The 15,362-nt window shown below is 45.1% G+C and carries 18 protein-coding genes and 1 riboswitch; of the genes, 2 read left to right on the top strand and 16 right to left on the bottom strand.

The window, feature by feature from the left end:
• Positions 1-2: 2 nt before the first annotated feature.
• The 4 genes from MKZ16_RS06260 to MKZ16_RS06245 all read right to left on the bottom strand — a co-directional run bounded on the left by MKZ16_RS06260 (position 3) and on the right by MKZ16_RS06245 (position 3,135).
• Complete coding sequence (locus MKZ16_RS06260; RefSeq protein WP_036681845.1) at positions 3-758, bottom strand: ABC transporter ATP-binding protein; 756 nt, start codon at positions 756-758, stop codon at positions 3-5.
• On the bottom strand, positions 752-1,696 hold the full coding sequence (locus MKZ16_RS06255) for an iron chelate uptake ABC transporter family permease subunit (protein ID WP_036681842.1): 945 nt from the start codon (positions 1,694-1,696) through the stop codon (positions 752-754). The genes MKZ16_RS06260 and MKZ16_RS06255 overlap by 7 nt, the downstream gene beginning before the upstream one ends.
• A 2-nt stretch (positions 1,697-1,698) precedes the next feature.
• Complete coding sequence (locus tag MKZ16_RS06250) at positions 1,699-2,646, bottom strand: ABC transporter permease (protein ID WP_076104809.1); 948 nt, start codon at positions 2,644-2,646, stop codon at positions 1,699-1,701.
• 228 nt (positions 2,647-2,874) lie between these two features.
• Positions 2,875-3,135 carry a YqkE family protein gene (locus tag MKZ16_RS06245; RefSeq protein ID WP_076104810.1) on the bottom strand — a complete coding sequence of 87 codons (261 nt, stop codon included), beginning with the start codon at positions 3,133-3,135 and terminating at the stop codon, positions 2,875-2,877.
• Between the two features lie 91 nt (positions 3,136-3,226).
• On the opposite strand from MKZ16_RS06245, the gene MKZ16_RS06240 reads away from it, so the two are divergent.
• Positions 3,227-3,571 carry a helix-turn-helix domain-containing protein gene (locus tag MKZ16_RS06240; RefSeq protein WP_076104811.1) on the top strand — a complete coding sequence of 115 codons (345 nt, stop codon included), beginning with the start codon at positions 3,227-3,229 and terminating at the stop codon, positions 3,569-3,571.
• A gap of 17 nt (positions 3,572-3,588) precedes the next feature.
• Here the strand turns inward: MKZ16_RS06240 and MKZ16_RS06235 are convergent, their stop codons facing one another.
• Together MKZ16_RS06235 and MKZ16_RS06230 are read right to left on the bottom strand one after the other, a co-directional pair.
• Complete coding sequence (locus MKZ16_RS06235; RefSeq protein ID WP_076104812.1) at positions 3,589-4,092, bottom strand: GNAT family N-acetyltransferase; 504 nt, start codon at positions 4,090-4,092, stop codon at positions 3,589-3,591.
• A gap of 25 nt (positions 4,093-4,117) precedes the next feature.
• The gene (locus MKZ16_RS06230; protein WP_076104813.1) at positions 4,118-4,960 is read right to left on the bottom strand and encodes an SDR family oxidoreductase; all 843 of its coding nucleotides are present in this window, start codon (positions 4,958-4,960) and stop codon (positions 4,118-4,120) included.
• Between the two features lie 225 nt (positions 4,961-5,185).
• Between MKZ16_RS06230 and MKZ16_RS06225 the strand changes: the two genes are divergently transcribed.
• Complete coding sequence (locus tag MKZ16_RS06225) at positions 5,186-6,280, top strand: Xaa-Pro peptidase family protein (protein WP_036681827.1); 1,095 nt, start codon at positions 5,186-5,188, stop codon at positions 6,278-6,280.
• Positions 6,281-6,365: 85 nt separating this feature from the next.
• On the opposite strand, the gene MKZ16_RS06220 is transcribed toward MKZ16_RS06225, so the two are convergent.
• From MKZ16_RS06220 to MKZ16_RS06175, 10 genes are all read right to left on the bottom strand, one after another.
• Positions 6,366-7,331 (bottom strand): nitronate monooxygenase family protein, encoded by a 966-nt coding sequence (locus MKZ16_RS06220; RefSeq protein WP_076104854.1) that lies wholly within the window; start codon positions 7,329-7,331, stop codon positions 6,366-6,368.
• A gap of 6 nt (positions 7,332-7,337) precedes the next feature.
• Positions 7,338-8,141, bottom strand: coding sequence for an energy-coupling factor transporter transmembrane component T (locus MKZ16_RS06215; RefSeq protein WP_076104814.1), 804 nt, complete (start codon positions 8,139-8,141; stop codon positions 7,338-7,340).
• Entirely contained in the window at positions 8,134-8,991 is an 858-nt protein-coding gene (locus MKZ16_RS06210) for an ATP-binding cassette domain-containing protein (RefSeq protein WP_038569181.1), read from the bottom strand. Before MKZ16_RS06210 ends, MKZ16_RS06215 begins: the two co-directional genes overlap by 8 nt.
• Positions 8,976-9,776: an energy-coupling factor transporter ATPase gene (locus MKZ16_RS06205; protein ID WP_036681818.1), complete on the bottom strand. Its 801-nt coding sequence runs from the start codon at positions 9,774-9,776 to the stop codon at positions 8,976-8,978. Before MKZ16_RS06205 ends, MKZ16_RS06210 begins: the two co-directional genes overlap by 16 nt.
• Complete coding sequence (locus MKZ16_RS06200) at positions 9,777-10,598, bottom strand: SDR family NAD(P)-dependent oxidoreductase (protein ID WP_081386965.1); 822 nt, start codon at positions 10,596-10,598, stop codon at positions 9,777-9,779.
• A gap of 2 nt (positions 10,599-10,600) precedes the next feature.
• The gene (locus tag MKZ16_RS06195; protein WP_051491210.1) at positions 10,601-10,942 is read right to left on the bottom strand and encodes a MaoC family dehydratase; all 342 of its coding nucleotides are present in this window, start codon (positions 10,940-10,942) and stop codon (positions 10,601-10,603) included.
• Positions 10,917-11,318: a MaoC family dehydratase N-terminal domain-containing protein gene (locus MKZ16_RS06190; RefSeq protein ID WP_076104816.1), complete on the bottom strand. Its 402-nt coding sequence runs from the start codon at positions 11,316-11,318 to the stop codon at positions 10,917-10,919. The genes MKZ16_RS06195 and MKZ16_RS06190 overlap by 26 nt, the downstream gene beginning before the upstream one ends.
• Positions 11,315-12,466, bottom strand: a complete 1,152-nt coding sequence (locus tag MKZ16_RS06185) for a thiolase family protein (protein WP_076104817.1) — start codon at positions 12,464-12,466, stop codon at positions 11,315-11,317. The genes MKZ16_RS06190 and MKZ16_RS06185 overlap by 4 nt, the downstream gene beginning before the upstream one ends.
• Positions 12,463-13,947 carry an AMP-binding protein gene (locus MKZ16_RS06180; RefSeq protein ID WP_076104818.1) on the bottom strand — a complete coding sequence of 495 codons (1,485 nt, stop codon included), beginning with the start codon at positions 13,945-13,947 and terminating at the stop codon, positions 12,463-12,465. Before MKZ16_RS06180 ends, MKZ16_RS06185 begins: the two co-directional genes overlap by 4 nt.
• 279 nt (positions 13,948-14,226) lie before the next feature.
• The gene (locus MKZ16_RS06175) at positions 14,227-14,940 is read right to left on the bottom strand and encodes a queuosine precursor transporter (RefSeq protein WP_076104819.1); all 714 of its coding nucleotides are present in this window, start codon (positions 14,938-14,940) and stop codon (positions 14,227-14,229) included.
• A 10-nt stretch (positions 14,941-14,950) separates the two neighbouring features.
• A riboswitch (PreQ1 riboswitch) is annotated at positions 14,951-14,996 on the bottom strand.
• Positions 14,997-15,362 lie beyond the last annotated feature (366 nt).

Genomic DNA, 15,362 nt, shown 5'->3' with positions numbered 1-15,362 from the left:
TTTTAGAAATAGACACCGATTTTTCGGCCTCCTATAGTTTCAATAGGAATGTCCATGTCATATACCTCTTTAAGAACTGCAGAATCTATAATTTCATCCGCTGTACCCGAGGAAGCTACTCTTCCATTTTTAAGCGCAACAATGTAGTCAGAGTAACAAGAAGCAAAGTTAATATCGTGGATAACGAGCACAATCGTCTTCCCCTTCTCGTCCACCAAGCGGCGAAGCACCTTCATAATTTGGACGGAATGCTTCATATCAAGGTTGTTGAGCGGTTCGTCGAGCAGAATGTACTCTGTATCCTGAGCCATGACCATGGCAATATATGCCCGCTGGCGTTGCCCTCCACTGAGCTGATCAATATATTTATCCTGCATCTCTTGGAGATCCATGTAAGCAATCGCTTCGTCAACGAACGCCCGATCCTCCGGACTCAGCTTCCCCTGTGAATACGGGAATCTCCCAAAAGAAACGAGCTCCTTCACAGTGAGGCGTACGCTAATATGATTGGACTGCTTTAACACCGATATTTTACGAGCAAGCTCATTACTTTTGCAGGTACCGATTTCCTTACCTTCGATCAGCACCTCTCCCGCGTCTTTGGAGATAAGTCTGCTGATCATGGAGAGCAGTGTACTTTTACCCGCACCATTTGGTCCGATAAACGAGGTGATTGCGCCCTTTTTAATGGACAAGGACACATCATCAACGACGGTTACTCCGCCATAACGTTTGGTTAAATTTTTAACTTCTACCACGACTTATTCTCCTTTAACAGCAGATAGACGAAGTAGACGCCGCCTGCAAAATTGATAATCACACTAACCGTAGTATTGAATCCAAAAACACGTTCGACCAGGAACTGCCCGCCGACAAGCGCAACAATGCTCAGCAGAATCGTTCCAGGAATCAGATAGGCATGCTTATAGGTACGGAACAACTGGTGTCCTACATTAGCTACCAACAAACCTAAGAAAGTGATTGGCCCCACTAAAGCCGTCGAGATCGAAACGTAGATAGATACAATAACTAGCAGCCTTTTGACTACATAGTCATAATTGATCCCCAGATTAATGGCTTCGTCTTTTCCAAGCGAAATAACATCCAAATACTTAACAAATCGCAGGAAGTACAACGTAGTTAGCGTCAGAACAATGGTGGAAAGAATCAATAGGTCACTGCTGACATTGTTGAAGCTGGCGAACATTTTCCCCTGTAGAATCAGGAATTCGTTCGGATCAATAAGCACTTCCATAAAAGAAGACGCGCTCTGGAACATCGTCCCCATGATCAGCCCTACCAGCAGCAGGAAATAAATATTTTGTCCTTCCCTACGGAACATTAGCTTATACAATACGCCTGAAAACAGGACCATGAGGCACGCAGAGAACAAGAAGTTGATGTTTTTATTCATAAAGGTCATATTCGATGAACCTAAGGCATAAACACCGAACGTCTGGATTAACATGTACAGGGAATCGAGCCCGAGAATACTTGGTGTCAAAATACGATTGTTCGTGATGCTCTGAAAAACTACGGTAGAGACAGCTATCACAGCTCCGGTAATCAGAATGGCCGCCAGCTTTCTTCCCCGGCTGGGCAGAACGTAGTCCCAATTTCCCAAAGCATGATACGTCATAAACAAGACGATGAGAGCGACAGCACTTATTGATAATATAGTTAGTTTTGTCTTCATCTCTAGTTCGCCTTTCTTCTCATCAGCAAGTAGATAAACAGACCACTACCGATGACGCCTACCGTGAGACTGATTGATATTTCATATGGATAGATAATGAGCCTGCCCAGAATATCGCAGAACAGGAGGAACACCGCTCCGAGAATGGCTGTATGCGCCAGACTTTTTTTGAGGTTATCCCCTATGTACAACGTTACAATGTTAGGTACTACTAGACCCAGAAATGGAATCGTACCTACGGTTAAAATGACAACAGAAGAGATTAACGCTACAATTACCAATCCCACGTTGACCACCGCTTTGTAGTTCATGCCAAGATTAACGGAGAAATCCTCGCCCATACCGGCTACCGTAAATTTATTAGCGAAGAGGTACGCCAGAATGACAAGTGGAATGCTGATATAAATTAATTCGTATTGGCCTTTGATAATCGTCGAGAAATCCCCAAGCATCCAAGATGAGATATTCTGAATCAAATCATTTTTATACGCAAAAAATGTTGTAATCGAGCCTACAATGTTGCCGAACATGAGTCCGACCAGCGGGATAAAAATACTATCCTTGAACTTGATCCGATCCAGGATTCTCATAAAAATAAAGGTGCCCAATAGCGCAAAAACAAAAGCAACAAGCAATTTCTGCATTGGCGTTGCGCCTGTGAATAACATGAGGGATACGAGAATACCAAATTTTGCGGAATCCATCGTCCCTGCCGTAGTCGGTGAGACGAATTTATTGCGTGACAGCTGTTGCATAATTAATCCGGCAATACTCATGCTGACTCCAGCGATAATCAATGCGGCTAACCGGGGAATCCGGCTTACCAGCAAGGTCTGTGCTTGAGATTCTGTAAGATGAAAGAGATCTAATGGGGATATATTTTTAACGCCTATAAACAAAGATATAAATGAAAATACTATTAGAAGTAGGGACAAATATTTTAGTTTCATGAGTTGTTCCTTATCTGTTTAATAGTTTACAAATGCGATATTATGATAATGATTTTCATTCGCAATGTTTTAAATTATACCTAAGCCCACTTTGAGGGTCAACCCTTTCATATACTTAAATTTAAAATAATTAAGACTTAGGCTTATCTGCTTAAGTTACATAAAAAAAGACACCCTAACGGGTGCCTCTTTAATCTCTGCCATATTTTTAGCGCTAAGCCATAGGATTTATTTGAATTTCTTCCAATCCTGATTACTGTTCTCCAGCAGATGTGCAAAATCATTCTCCAACCGCTTCTGCTCAGCCTTGCGCTGATCTTCCACTGCCTTACGGGCAGCTTCTTTACGGTCATTTTCCTCCGCTTTCAACGCATCAGATTGCGCCTTCAGCTTTCCTAGAACATCACTGCTTAGCAGGTCTTTTAACGTAGCAGGACCATCATTCGTAGCGGCTCTTGGTGTGGTAGGCATTTTCTTTTTTTTAGCCACTGTCCATCATCCTTTCTAGTACTGAATTAAATTGGAATTTGTTTAAGTTATTGGTCTTTTCGTTTATAATGTTTACTAAGAGGTGAGCCCTATGAAGTCCAATGATTTATGTCCCCGGCTACAAAAAAGTATGGATATTATCGGCAGGCGTTGGACTGGTTTAATTATCTACCAGCTCCTTCAAGGACCCCAACGTTTCAATGTAATTGAAGCGGCATTGCCCATCAGTGGAAGACTGCTCTCCGAACGGCTCAAAGAGCTGGAACAGGAAGGGATCGTTCTTCGAGAAGTGTTCCCAGAGACCCCCGTGCGAATCCAATATTCTTTGACGGATAAAGGTCTTGCCCTGGAATCAGTCATCCGAGACTTACAGAGTTGGTCCAAAGAATGGGTCGATTGCGACACCGATAACCTAGATCCAACTCTCAAAATGTAAGCGTTTTATCTGGTATTTTAGACTTTAAGGCCTACAATGACTAAATCGCGCTCTATACCGTCAAGTTCAGCCACACCAGGCAGCATTCCCCACTCTTTAAAACCAAATTTTTTCAGCAAACCAAGGCTTGGATCATTATGTCCAAACACAAAGCCGACTAGATTCTTAATTCCGAGACTAGGAGCTTTCTCAATGGCCTCTGTCAGAAGAATTCTGCCAGCACCACCACCACGGAACTTTTCATTCACGTATACGCTGATTTCTGCTGTTACATTATACGCTGGACGACCATAGAAGGATTGAAAACTGAACCATGCTGCAATTTCATCTCCTTGCTTCAGTACCCATAAGGGACGGTGATGGCTGTTATGCTCAAGAAACCATTTCTCCCGGTCTGCAACAGTAATGGGTTCCAGATCTGCAGTTACCATCCTCCCAGCAATCGTTGAGTTATAAATATCTACAATAGCTGCTAAGTCTGCAGATGTCGCATCTTCAATTCTGCTGTTCTCCCAATTCATCCCTTAATTCCTCCAAATGTGTTAATTAACTCAGGCCGACCTGCTCCTGGCTCCATTGCCACAGCCGTTCGGCCTCTATTGTATTCTGCGCTCTGGGAGACAGTTGTTTAATCTTTCTTCGATAATAATATTGACCGGTTACCTCTCCAAGATCAGGATCTGTAGCCAAATAAATCGCTGTATCGGCGCCTTGTTCAGGTGTTAAGAAAAAGTATGAGAGTAACTTAAGTACCGACTTGCCGAAGCCTGTCTGCCGGTTTACACCTATATTCGTCCCCACTGCACCTGGATGCAAGCAATTCACCGTCACCCTTGTTCCGTGAAGACGCGAAGCCAGCTCCCGCGTGAACAGAATATTGGCTAGCTTGGATCGGGCATAGGCTTTTGCAGGATTAAAACGGCGAGCCAGGGTTGGATCTTCATAATGGAGCGCACCTATTTTGTAAGCACCGGAGGCAACCACAATGATACGGCCTTGCTCTGCTGCCTGCAACGACTCAAGTAACAGATTTGTAAGTAGAAAATGCCCCAAATGATTTACGCCAAGATCCATCTCAAAGCCGTCCTTCGTAAGCTGACGCTTAATCGTGACTACCCCGGCGTTATTGATAAGTATGTCTAGCATCGGATATTTCATAGTAAATTCCTCAGCAAAGCTGCGAATGCTCTCAAGTGAAGCCAGATCACACAACATGAGCTCGATATCCTCGGAGTGGCTCTTTTGTTTGGCGGCAGCAAGTGCTTCTTCTCCCCGCTGGCGATTACGGCAAACCATAATGACTTTGGCTCCCTTGCGAGCCAGTTCAACTGTTGTAGCCAGCCCCATACCGGAATTCGCTCCGGTAACAAGTGCGATTGTTCCTCTCATTCCAAGAATCACTCCTCTCTCAACAACCGTACCCGAATAAGCTTTAGCCTAACCTTAGGAGAAGTATATTTAAAGATATGTTACACCAACTAGTAGGGTTAAGAAAAGCTTCATGTCATGATTAGCCAACGATAGTTATAGTTCGTCAGGTGCGTCTGGTCTATTTTTGATCTATAATAGGAATATTGCAGTTCTAATCGTGAAGTTGAAAGGGGAACACCAACTATGAATAATGCTCTGACAAGCCTAGAGCAGCAAATGGCGGGCGAAGGTCTGGATGCCCTGCTCGTAACAGATCCCAAGCATGTCTACTACTTAACCGGCTTCGCCAGCGATCCGCATGAACGTTTTCTGGGTCTGCTGCTGATACGCGGAGAAGAGCCTATGCTCATTCTGCCTGCATTGGATGCAGAAGCGGCTCAAGCGGCTTCTTCGGTCACCAAAATCCTAACTCACAGTGACACTGATAATCCCTATAACCTGCTAAAAGATTGTTTCGGCAGCAGCAAGCTTGGAACTCTTGGCATAGAGAAGGAACATTTCTCAGTAGCCCGTTTTGAACACCTAACCGCTGCTGTTCCAGCTGAACGGTTTAGTGATATTGGTCCATTGCTGCGCAGCATGCGCTCCAAAAAGACCCCGGATGAAGTTAAGCGCATGAAACATGCCGCTGAGCTAGTTGAGGAAGCCTTGCGCCGCGTTCTTACCCACGTAAAAACAGGCGTTACAGAAAACGATCTAGTAGCGGAGCTAGAATATCTAATGAAAAAGGTTGGCGCTTCCGGTCCTTCCTTCGACACTATGGTGCTTTCTGGTCCGAAAACTGCCCTACCTCACGGTGTTCCTGGCAACCGGGTCATTCAGCCAGGCGATTTCCTGATGTTTGATATCGGGGTGTATGCCGATGGTTATGCTTCTGATATTACACGTACCTTTGCAATTGAATCCGTGGACGACAAGCTAATCACTATTTATAACACTGTGCTGGCTGCCAACGAAGCTGGGATCGCTGCCTCCAATCCTGGAGCACCTTTCGGCTCAGTCGACAAAGCTGCACGTGATGTAATTGAGGAAGCTGGATTCGGGGAATATTTCTTGCACCGTGTCGGACACGGACTGGGCATGGATGTTCATGAATATCCATCACTTCACGGACAGAACGATGACATTATCGAGATCGGCAATGTGTTCACCGTTGAGCCAGGAATTTATGTGCCTGGACTAGCGGGTGTGCGTATCGAAGATGATCTGATTATTACAGCTGAAGGCGCAGAGACCTTAACAAGCTTCCCTAAGGAACTGACTATTCTTCATTTGTAGAAAAGAATTACAAGCCCACGGTCAAAAACACAGAGCAGCGATTCCTCCAATAATGAGAGAATCACCGCTCTGTGTTTGTTTTTATTTAAACCTGTGTTCCCCACATCCCGCGAATCGACCCAGCCTCTTTAACCATCCTGCCGACCAGCTCCGCGACTGTAGGTATATCTTGGATCATTCCTGTTACTTGACCTGCCCAGCCGATGCCCTCTTCTTTGATACCATCATAAATCCAGCGCTTGTTGGCTGCACCACTGATATATTCTTTTAATGCTTCATAGGTCGGTGTCACGCGCTCGATTTCAAGAATTTGATCAATGTAGTCACTACGCAACACTCGTGCGGGTGCTCCAATAGAACGTTTGATTACAACCGTATCCGACTCTGAGCTTTCTACTAAAGCTTTTTTATAAGAAACAGCCGCGTGCACACATTCCACTGTAGCAACGAAACGAGTGCCCATTTCGATTCCCTCAGCCCCAAGCGCATGAGCAGCCATCCATCCACGGCCATCTCCGATCCCTCCGGAAGCAATCACAGGGATATTAACCGCATCGACCACTTGAGGAACGAGCACCATGGTTCCAACATCGTCACGCCCTAAGTGACCCCCGCCCTCTTGCCCAACAACAATAACTGCAGAAGCGCCTAATTGTTCGGCCTTTTGGGCTTGTCTGCGTGAGGAGACGAGCACGAGCGTTTTAATATGGGTGGGCAGTAACATTTCCAGTATAGGGGCTGGATTCCCTCCAGTGAGGCTCACCACGGGAACCTGCTCGTCGATGGCGACCTGCACCCGGTCTTCATAACCAATCCCATGCATGCCGATAGCAAAATTAACACCAAATGGCTTGTCTGTTAGTGTTCGTACCCGCCGTATTTCTGCACGTAAGGCCTCAGCATCCGGAAGACTCATTGCTGTGACCTGACCCAGTCCACCGCTATTTGAAACCGCAGCCGCGAGGTCTGCATAACCTAAATAAGCAAGTCCTCCTTGAATAATAGGATATTCTATGTGCAATAACTCCGTAATACGGGTGTTCCATTTCATCTTCATCTACACCTTTCCTATCTTTAAGCAAAGCAGAATCACGGCAAATAAAAGGGCAACTCCCCCTGCCAGATAATCTATCTGCTGAAATTGCAGTCTTTTAAAAGAAGTCCTTCCTTTACCATTACCATAAGCACGCGCATCAATTGCATAGCTCAGCTGTTCAGCACGTTGAATCGTTGTGAAGAGCAGAGGAATAATGATCGGAATGTACGCGTATATCCGTTTAGGCAGTGACAATACTGTAAGATCATAACCTCTAGCCTTTTGTGCGAGAAAGATACGATCAAGCTCCTCCTTGAGGGTAGGGATAAAACGGATCGCAATCACTATCATTAAAGAGAACTGTTCTACGGGTACCCCCAATTTGGATAGAGGGGCAAGCAGCTTTTCCAGACCATAAGCTAAGTCCAGCGGCTTAGTAGTTAAGGTTAGAACTGAGGCTAACAAGATGAGCAATATAATACGCCATACAAAACGTAATCCTGTTCGCAGTCCCTCTTCAGTCACCTCGATAAAAAACCATGACCAGAGAACCGTCCCTTTGGTGAACACGGCATTGTAAACAAAAGTAAACAATAAAATAAATAATACCGGCCGCAGCCCTCGCCAAAAAAAATGCACAGGAACTTTCGACAGTAACAACATTCCCAGTACAAAAAAGGTTGCAACAACATAACTAATCCCCGTTCCAAGCATCATAAAGCTAAGCATGAGTATCACGATACTTACAAGCTTTGTACGAGGATCTAAACGATGAAAAATCGAATGTGTCTCCACATATTGACCGACTAATACGGAATCAGCCATGCTCTTGCCCCCTCGAATGCCAAATCGGCAAAATCGCTTCGAGGATATCCTGCTCTTTACAGCTGGCAACTTCAATCTTCTGGTCAGATAATTCCTCCATTAGCTTCAAGAGCTGTACGGGTTCAGGCAAGGATAGTCCAAGTTCCAGCAGTAATTCTTCCTTTTCCAGAAACAATGTTCTGATATCATGATGCCCTTTTAACTGACCTTCATGAAAAACAATGACCTCATCCGAGTATTCGGCAACATCATCCATCTGATGCGAAACGAAGAGGATCGTGTGATTGTCTTGTTGCTGCCATTCCTTTAGTAGCTTCAGCAAAGACACTTGGCTAGCAGGATCGAGACCCGCTGTCGGTTCATCCAAAATCAGCAGCTTCGGATTTGTCATCAGTACAGAGGCAATAGCTACACGGCGCTTTTCACCACCGCTTAACTGGAATGGATTTAAGGGGAGAATTCCCTCAGGCAAACCCACTTGTGGCAAAATCGTTTCAATCGCCTCTGTAATTTGCTGACGTGAAGCGCCCTGTTGATTCAGAGCAAAAGCAAGCTCCTTATACACCGTTGTTTCGAATAGCTGATGCTCAGGATATTGAAAAACGAAACCCAACTCAGGGACAACCTTTAAGCGCCCTTTGGCATCTCTGCTGGCAGGCTGCTGATTAATCCAATAGTCTCCTTTTACGGTGGGAATCAAGCCCTTCAGCACTTTGACAAAGGTAGACTTTCCTGCGCCTGTTGGACCGATAATAGAAATCCATTTGCCCTCAGGAATAGTGCAGTTTATATTGTGCAAAGCCACATGATCGGCATAGTTCACACTTAGATTTTTTAATTGGTAGACCATTGTGATCGAATTATCCCCTTCCAATCGGCTGTTAGCGGTGCTGCTGAATGGAGCAATGTATGTACACGCACTGCGAAGGGCAGATGTAATTGATAGTCCGCAACAGGCATGGTTTCAAAAAAAGTCAGTGGATCGCCGTCAAACTCAAGTCGTCCTTGGTGCAGGAGTAATACGCGTTCTGCTGCAAGCACTTCCTCCATATGGTGGGTGATATGAATAAGGGTCAGGCCTTGACGATGCAGCTCTTGCATGATGGAAAGAACCTGCTGTCTTCCCTGAGGATCAAGCATTGAGGTAGCCTCGTCAAAAATAATGACTTGCGGGCGCATCGCCAATATAGCTGCGATAGCGACACGTTGCTTTTGACCTCCAGATAACTGATGTGGCATAGCCTCCAGATAATCCTCCATTTGAACGGCCTGCAAGGCATGATCCAATCGGCTGCGCATTTCCTCCCTCGGCACACGGATATTCTCCAAACCAAAAAGCACCTCATCCATAACGGTTGTGGTGATAAACTGATCCTCTGGATTCTGAAAAACAAAACCGATTTGCTGATGGATCTCCGCAAGATCCGTTGGTTTTGCCGTGTCCAAGCTCTTAAATTGTACAGCCCCTTTTCGTGGCAGCAGCAGTCCGTCCATGAGCTTTGCAATAGTGGATTTGCCAGAACCATTCGCGCCAACTATCGCCACAAACTCCCCTGCTTCTATCGTAAAGCTAATATCCTCCAGGAGAGGTTGTCCCTTTTTATAATAAAAACAAACTTGATCGAAGGTAAGCATTTATTCACTCCCCTTTTGAAGGTGCCAAGCAGCAAAAAATGCCTCAATGCTGTTCTCGGAAAATGCAGGTGCAGGCTTCTCCCATTTTGTCACTTTTGATCCATTCACAGCAAAGATTTCACCGGTTAAATCCGCGTCAGACTCCCTCAATAATGCAGTCACGAAGGAAGCAATAGCCTCCGGGTCACCTATTCTCCAAAAGTCAGGCAAAGGTTCATTCCGACTGGCATGTTTTTCCCTCAGATGGTCAATTATTGGTCTGGTCATATCCGTTAACGCCGCTGGAGAAATCGCATTGACCCTAATCTGGTCACGTTTCAGCTCTGCTGCGAGCGTCCACATCATGCCGAGTATTCCAGCCTTAGCTGCACTGTAATTCACCTGACCCACGGAACCTGCTAGTCCAGCAGCAGAGGTCATCAACAGGATATCCCCACCTGTTTCACGCATATGCGGTAATACTCGTTGAATGCAATAATAAGTACCATTTAAATGCACATCCAGAACAGTCTTCCACTGTTCATCCGTCATACGTTGACATTTCTGATCCTGCACAATTCCCGCGTTAGCTATCAATACCTCGATACGACCGTATCGGGCAATGACCTCACCTACCATGGCAGTGACTGCGACTGGATCGGCTACATTAGCAGCGTACCCTAGCGCCTCTCCGCCTGCCTGGCGGATCTCGCGCACAACCTCATCGATTAAGACTTGTTTCGTACCATTTACAACCACTATATAACCTGACTTGCCAAGCTGCATGGCGATACTACGTCCGATCCCTCTTGTTGCTCCAGTAATTAAGGCTACTCTATTCATCACTACACCTCTTTCACTGCAAAAGCTCCCGCAGCAATAACATCGCCAGCTTCTGTTGTAAGGATCACTTTCACAAAGCAGTCGTCAGCTGCAAAATCAAAAATCACGACACTATCGACCTCTATAGGCTTATGAAATTTCATATCATATTGAGTGATCCACTGTGTAGGGTGCTCAGCAATGTACAAGGATTGGGCTAATCCCATAAGATACATCCCATGTGCGATGGGTCGCTTCAAGCCAGCCTTGGCAGCGGCATCTACATCTAAATGTATAGGCGCCAAATCTTGGGAAGCAGCTGCATATTGCCGGATAGCTTCAGCTGTTACGCACTTTTTTATCATGATCATCACCTACCCGAATTAACACTGTTTCTGCGGTGACTATAAGCTCACCCTCACACCTACAAACCAGCGTATGTGTGTAAAAAGTCAGTTTACCCTGTCTTCCTTCTTTTTGCACCTCGCCCGTTAACGCTAATTCACAATCCAAAATCATCCCCGCCGTAATCGGCGCCCGATATGAAAATTTCTGAGTGCCGTGAAGCAAGGGTTCACCGATGATTAACCAAGGAATATCGAAGTTTTGCCAGAAAATAATAGGCATCGTCGCAGGAGCGATCAGCTTTCCATTTATCGTCTGCACGGGTGCTTCAATACTCTGTGCGTAGTCCGAAATCCAGTCAGCCGTCATACGGATCTGATGTCGGACACTGTTCATTCTATAACCTCCACGAGTGTTGCCAGACCTATCCCGCCGCCGATTCCCAGAGTAGCAAGCCCTCGTTGGTAAGGAGCATGTTGCATTTCAGCACATAACCGAGTCATTAAAATAGCCCCGGAAGCTCCGTATGGATGGCCTATTGCTAAAGCACCCCCGCCAAGATTGACCTTTTCCTGTGGAATTTGAAGCTCATTCAGTGAAGCCAATACTTGTGAAGCAAAAGCCTCGTTAAACTCTACGATATCTAAATCGGCAACGGTAAGCTTTTGGCGTTTTAACACCTTTTGCACAGCTGGTACAGGCCCCATCCCTAAATAGTTCGGATCTACACCCGCAGCTTGCGCATCCACGACCCGCAAAATAGGCGTAAGCTTAAGCTGCTGGCATTTCTCCCGAGACATCATTAATAGAAGCGCTGCGCCATCATTAATAGGACAGGCATTTCCAGCAGTGACGGTACCCTTTTCTTCAAAAATTGGCGGCAGCTTTTGCAGCTTGTCCAGACTCGTATTTGCCCGAGGACATTCGTCGGTGCTCACCCACTGCCCCTCTACCTGAAGAGGTACTATCTCCTGCCGAAACCGGTCACTTTGCTGAGCATAAACCGCCTTTTGATGGCTTTTTAAGGCATATTGATCCTGCTCTTCTCGAGAAATCCCGTATTTCCTTGCTACATTCTCTGCAGCAATTCCCATATCCGGATCACCGTAAGAGCTAGGCGTAAAATGTGCACGGGTATACAGCTGTGGAACCCCCATTAACGTCTGTGGTTTAGCCATTTTCCATGGAGCACGGCTCGTACTTTCGACACCACCTGCTAAATAAATCTCACCAGCGCCGCTTTGAATCAGTCTTGCTGCTATATTAATAGCCTCTAGCCCAGATCCGCACTGACGATCCACGGTGACGCCCGGAACCGAAACAGGCAGCCCCGCTTCAAGCGCAGCTACCCGGGCAATGTTACCTCCTGGGCCCACAACATTCCCAATAATGACATCATCGATCAGTTCTTTAGGCAAGTTCGTTTCGGCTACAATATGCTGAATAAGCGGCGCCAGTAATGCTTCCGGCTCAAGTGTACTTAATAAGCCACCCATTCTGCCAATCGATGTACGTTTTGCCATGACAATTACTGCTTCTATCATACCATCGCTCTTTTCAGATAGTCTTTCATCGCTTGCCGGGCAATTTTGCCGCTGCTTGTATAGATAAATTCATCCAGGGTTAGCAGCTGCTTCGGCGCTTTGTAGCTCGCTAAATACTGGCGGCAATAATTCTTAATTTCGTCGACAGATAAGTGCTGCTCTCCGCTCCACTTCACGAGGGCTATCAGCTGTTCTCCCCAGTAATCGTCAGGCACGCCAAGCACCATCACTTCATCTATTTCCGAAAGAAACTCCAGCACCCTCTCTATTTCTTCTGGATAAACGTTCAGGCCTCCGGATATGATTTTATTCTTCAAACGTCCCGCCATATATAAATAACCAGCTTCGTCCTGATAAACATAGTCTTCTAAAATAAGCCATCCCTCTCTAAAAGCTGCTGCTGTCTCATTCGGCAATTGATGGTAGCCTGAAAATATCATATCACTACGCACATATAGCTGCCCAATCTCCCCAGTAGGGACTTCCCGGAACTGTTCATCACGAATGGAAATTTGCACCCCGGGATAAGGTTTGCCTACAGAGGTCGGATTATGCTCGGTCAGAACATCCAAATAACTAATATAACTCGCTTCTGAAGAACCGTAGGATTCATATAGGCGCGCTCCACCAAACACTTCCATGCCCCTTTTCTTGGACAACTCCGACCACTTTGCACCTGAGCTAATAATCGCATCAATCTGTATCTGCCCAGGTACAGCCTGCTGCATCATGGATTCGATCATTGTTGGTACGACAAACAGCACCACACCCGGAATTTGATGGCACAGCTCTAACACCTTCGTGGCACTAAATTTTTGTGTGATATGAAAGGTTGCTCCACAATATAGACTCTGCATTACGGCGAATAAGGATAGGGAATGCACAAATGGACCTGGTGCCAAAACATCCTTCATCGCGTCCAATTCAAAAGCAATATTCGAGACCTCAAAGCTTTTTAACCATGATAAATGGGTACGCATATAACCTTTGGGCAACCCGGTTGTGCCTGAAGTAAAGCCAATAAATAATAATTCATTCGTCTCATCCAACTCAGCCTCCGGCTTCAGGGCAGCCAGCCACTGATCATAGGAACCTGTTCGTTCATTTGAGAAGATCAATGTTTGGATTATTACTTGATCCTTGAAGACCAGATTCTTTGCGGCTTCCGGCTCGGCAAAAATCATTGTCGGCTGGCACTGCTCTATAATAACCTGCAGTTCATTAGCACTCCATTTGGGATCTAAGGGAATGGGAACACATCCCGCATAAATCGCCCCCAAAAAAACCTCAACAAATTCAATACGATTCGTAGATAAAATCGCGATTTTGTCATGCCTCAGACCCTTTTGCTGTAAGCCATTCGCGATTCTCCGCATCGTTTCTACTAATGTGGCATAGGTATGACTTGCTTGGTCATGGGTTAAGGCAATGCTGTCGGGCTGCTGTGCTGCATGACGCAGTATAGGCACTACTAGATTCATCCTTGATCACACCTGTTCGTAATTTCTGTGACTACCGATTATATACATTCTCTTCAATCGGACTGCCTCGCAAGTCCAGCCCAGACCAAAGGATATGTGATAAGCGCCATCGCAGGCGCTCCTGTTAAACTAATCCGCTAGAATTGCTACGATAGCTTATTTTAGCTTTATATTATTTTTATGTACACATTTTTCATGCAACTATTAAGTCCATCCTACAACTAAAAAAATAGCCAGCACGCATCGATTATGATCGGTACGCGCTGGCTGTATTGTTGTTTAGTCCTTCTTTTGAACAGATGATGGTGTACCCTCTTCAGCAAAAGTAAAGGTTCGGGCGATATATAAGATAGGTGTGCTTACTGCGGTTAGTAAGAACTTCGCTAGATAAGTTGTAAGCAAAATTTCAAGCCATACATTCCAGTCATACAAGCCCGCAAACGCAATGGTGCAGAAGATAAGTGTATCCACAAAGGAGCTAATCATCGTACTGCCGTTGGAACGAATCCACAGCTGACTTGAGGTGCTGTAATATTTACGAATCCAAGAGTACAACCGAACATCTAGGAACTGACTAATGAAGTAAGCAGTAAGACTACCCAAAGCTAGTCGAGGCATCAGCCCAAAAATCGTCTCCAAAGAAGACTGAGCGATATCGGTCTCCTGCGGCTTAAATACTAGTACCATCTGCATAATGACTGTAGTCATAAGCAAGGTGAAGAAACCAAACCAGACCGCTTTACGTGCTTCCGCTCTTCCGTACTTCTCATTAAGTAAATCGCTGGTCATATATAAAGTGACATACATCGTATTTCCGAGTGTCATCACAATATCAAATGGCATAGCAATCGTCTTAGCTACCTGAATGTTAGCAATTACAGTAGCAATACCTACCCAGGCATACATTCCACTTTTCCCGAACAGGCGGTAACAGAGCAGAAAAAAAGCAAAATTGACAATAACAAATAAAACTCCCCACAGCAAATTAAACATATTACTGAAATTCCTCCTAGTTTTGTTTACGCGGGATGGTTACGAACCGCGGCTTACAATATTAAATTTTCGGAACAAAACATTAATACTCTATCACAATAGCGCTAAACAATCCATAAAAATAATATTTTTATATGAAATTGGTAGTTCCAGTTCTTTTTTTTCGACAATTATCTAAAATAGTCAGCAATAATTCATTTTTTTCAGAAAAAAATGCTCTATAGGACAAAACTTTCACTATTCATCCAGAGGTTAATTCTATAGAATAGTATCAAACACCTTATTCCCGATCCATTTAGTAGAAATATGACATAACTATGGAATATATCTCGGGTCGCCAATTTCCAGCAGTTGGCATGGAGTATCTAGTGAAGACCAAAAAAGAAATGACCTCACCGTCCATAAAAAAAGGAGAGAACGAT

The sequence above is a fragment of the Paenibacillus sp. FSL R5-0928 genome, assembly GCF_037970385.1.
GTDB lineage: Bacteria > Bacillota > Bacilli > Paenibacillales > Paenibacillaceae > Paenibacillus_AQ > Paenibacillus_AQ odorifer.
Note: the sequence above shows the minus strand (reverse complement) of the source record. Positions and strands in the feature narration are given on the sequence as shown.

Excerpts from the sequence above, each read along its gene's own strand:
- MKZ16_RS06255 (WP_036681842.1), bottom strand. The coding sequence starts at position 1,696 with ATGAAGACAAAACTAACTATATTATCAATAAGTGCTGTCGCTCTCATC.
- MKZ16_RS06250 (WP_076104809.1), bottom strand. The coding sequence starts at position 2,646 with ATGAAACTAAAATATTTGTCCCTACTTCTAATAGTATTTTCATTTATA.
- MKZ16_RS06240 (WP_076104811.1), top strand. The coding sequence starts at position 3,227 with ATGAAGTCCAATGATTTATGTCCCCGGCTACAAAAAAGTATGGATATT.
- MKZ16_RS06235 (WP_076104812.1), bottom strand. The coding sequence starts at position 4,092 with ATGAATTGGGAGAACAGCAGAATTGAAGATGCGACATCTGCAGACTTA.
- MKZ16_RS06230 (WP_076104813.1), bottom strand. The coding sequence starts at position 4,960 with ATGAGAGGAACAATCGCACTTGTTACCGGAGCGAATTCCGGTATGGGG.
- MKZ16_RS06225 (WP_036681827.1), top strand. The coding sequence starts at position 5,186 with ATGAATAATGCTCTGACAAGCCTAGAGCAGCAAATGGCGGGCGAAGGT.
- MKZ16_RS06220 (WP_076104854.1), bottom strand. The coding sequence starts at position 7,331 with ATGAAATGGAACACCCGTATTACGGAGTTATTGCACATAGAATATCCT.
- MKZ16_RS06215 (WP_076104814.1), bottom strand. The coding sequence starts at position 8,141 with ATGGCTGATTCCGTATTAGTCGGTCAATATGTGGAGACACATTCGATT.
- MKZ16_RS06210 (WP_038569181.1), bottom strand. The coding sequence starts at position 8,991 with ATGGTCTACCAATTAAAAAATCTAAGTGTGAACTATGCCGATCATGTG.
- MKZ16_RS06205 (WP_036681818.1), bottom strand. The coding sequence starts at position 9,776 with ATGCTTACCTTCGATCAAGTTTGTTTTTATTATAAAAAGGGACAACCT.
- MKZ16_RS06200 (WP_081386965.1), bottom strand. The coding sequence starts at position 10,598 with ATGAATAGAGTAGCCTTAATTACTGGAGCAACAAGAGGGATCGGACGT.
- MKZ16_RS06195 (WP_051491210.1), bottom strand. The coding sequence starts at position 10,942 with ATGATAAAAAAGTGCGTAACAGCTGAAGCTATCCGGCAATATGCAGCT.
- MKZ16_RS06190 (WP_076104816.1), bottom strand. The coding sequence starts at position 11,318 with ATGAACAGTGTCCGACATCAGATCCGTATGACGGCTGACTGGATTTCG.
- MKZ16_RS06185 (WP_076104817.1), bottom strand. The coding sequence starts at position 12,466 with ATGATAGAAGCAGTAATTGTCATGGCAAAACGTACATCGATTGGCAGA.
- MKZ16_RS06180 (WP_076104818.1), bottom strand. The coding sequence starts at position 13,947 with ATGAATCTAGTAGTGCCTATACTGCGTCATGCAGCACAGCAGCCCGAC.
- MKZ16_RS06175 (WP_076104819.1), bottom strand. The coding sequence starts at position 14,940 with ATGTTTAATTTGCTGTGGGGAGTTTTATTTGTTATTGTCAATTTTGCT.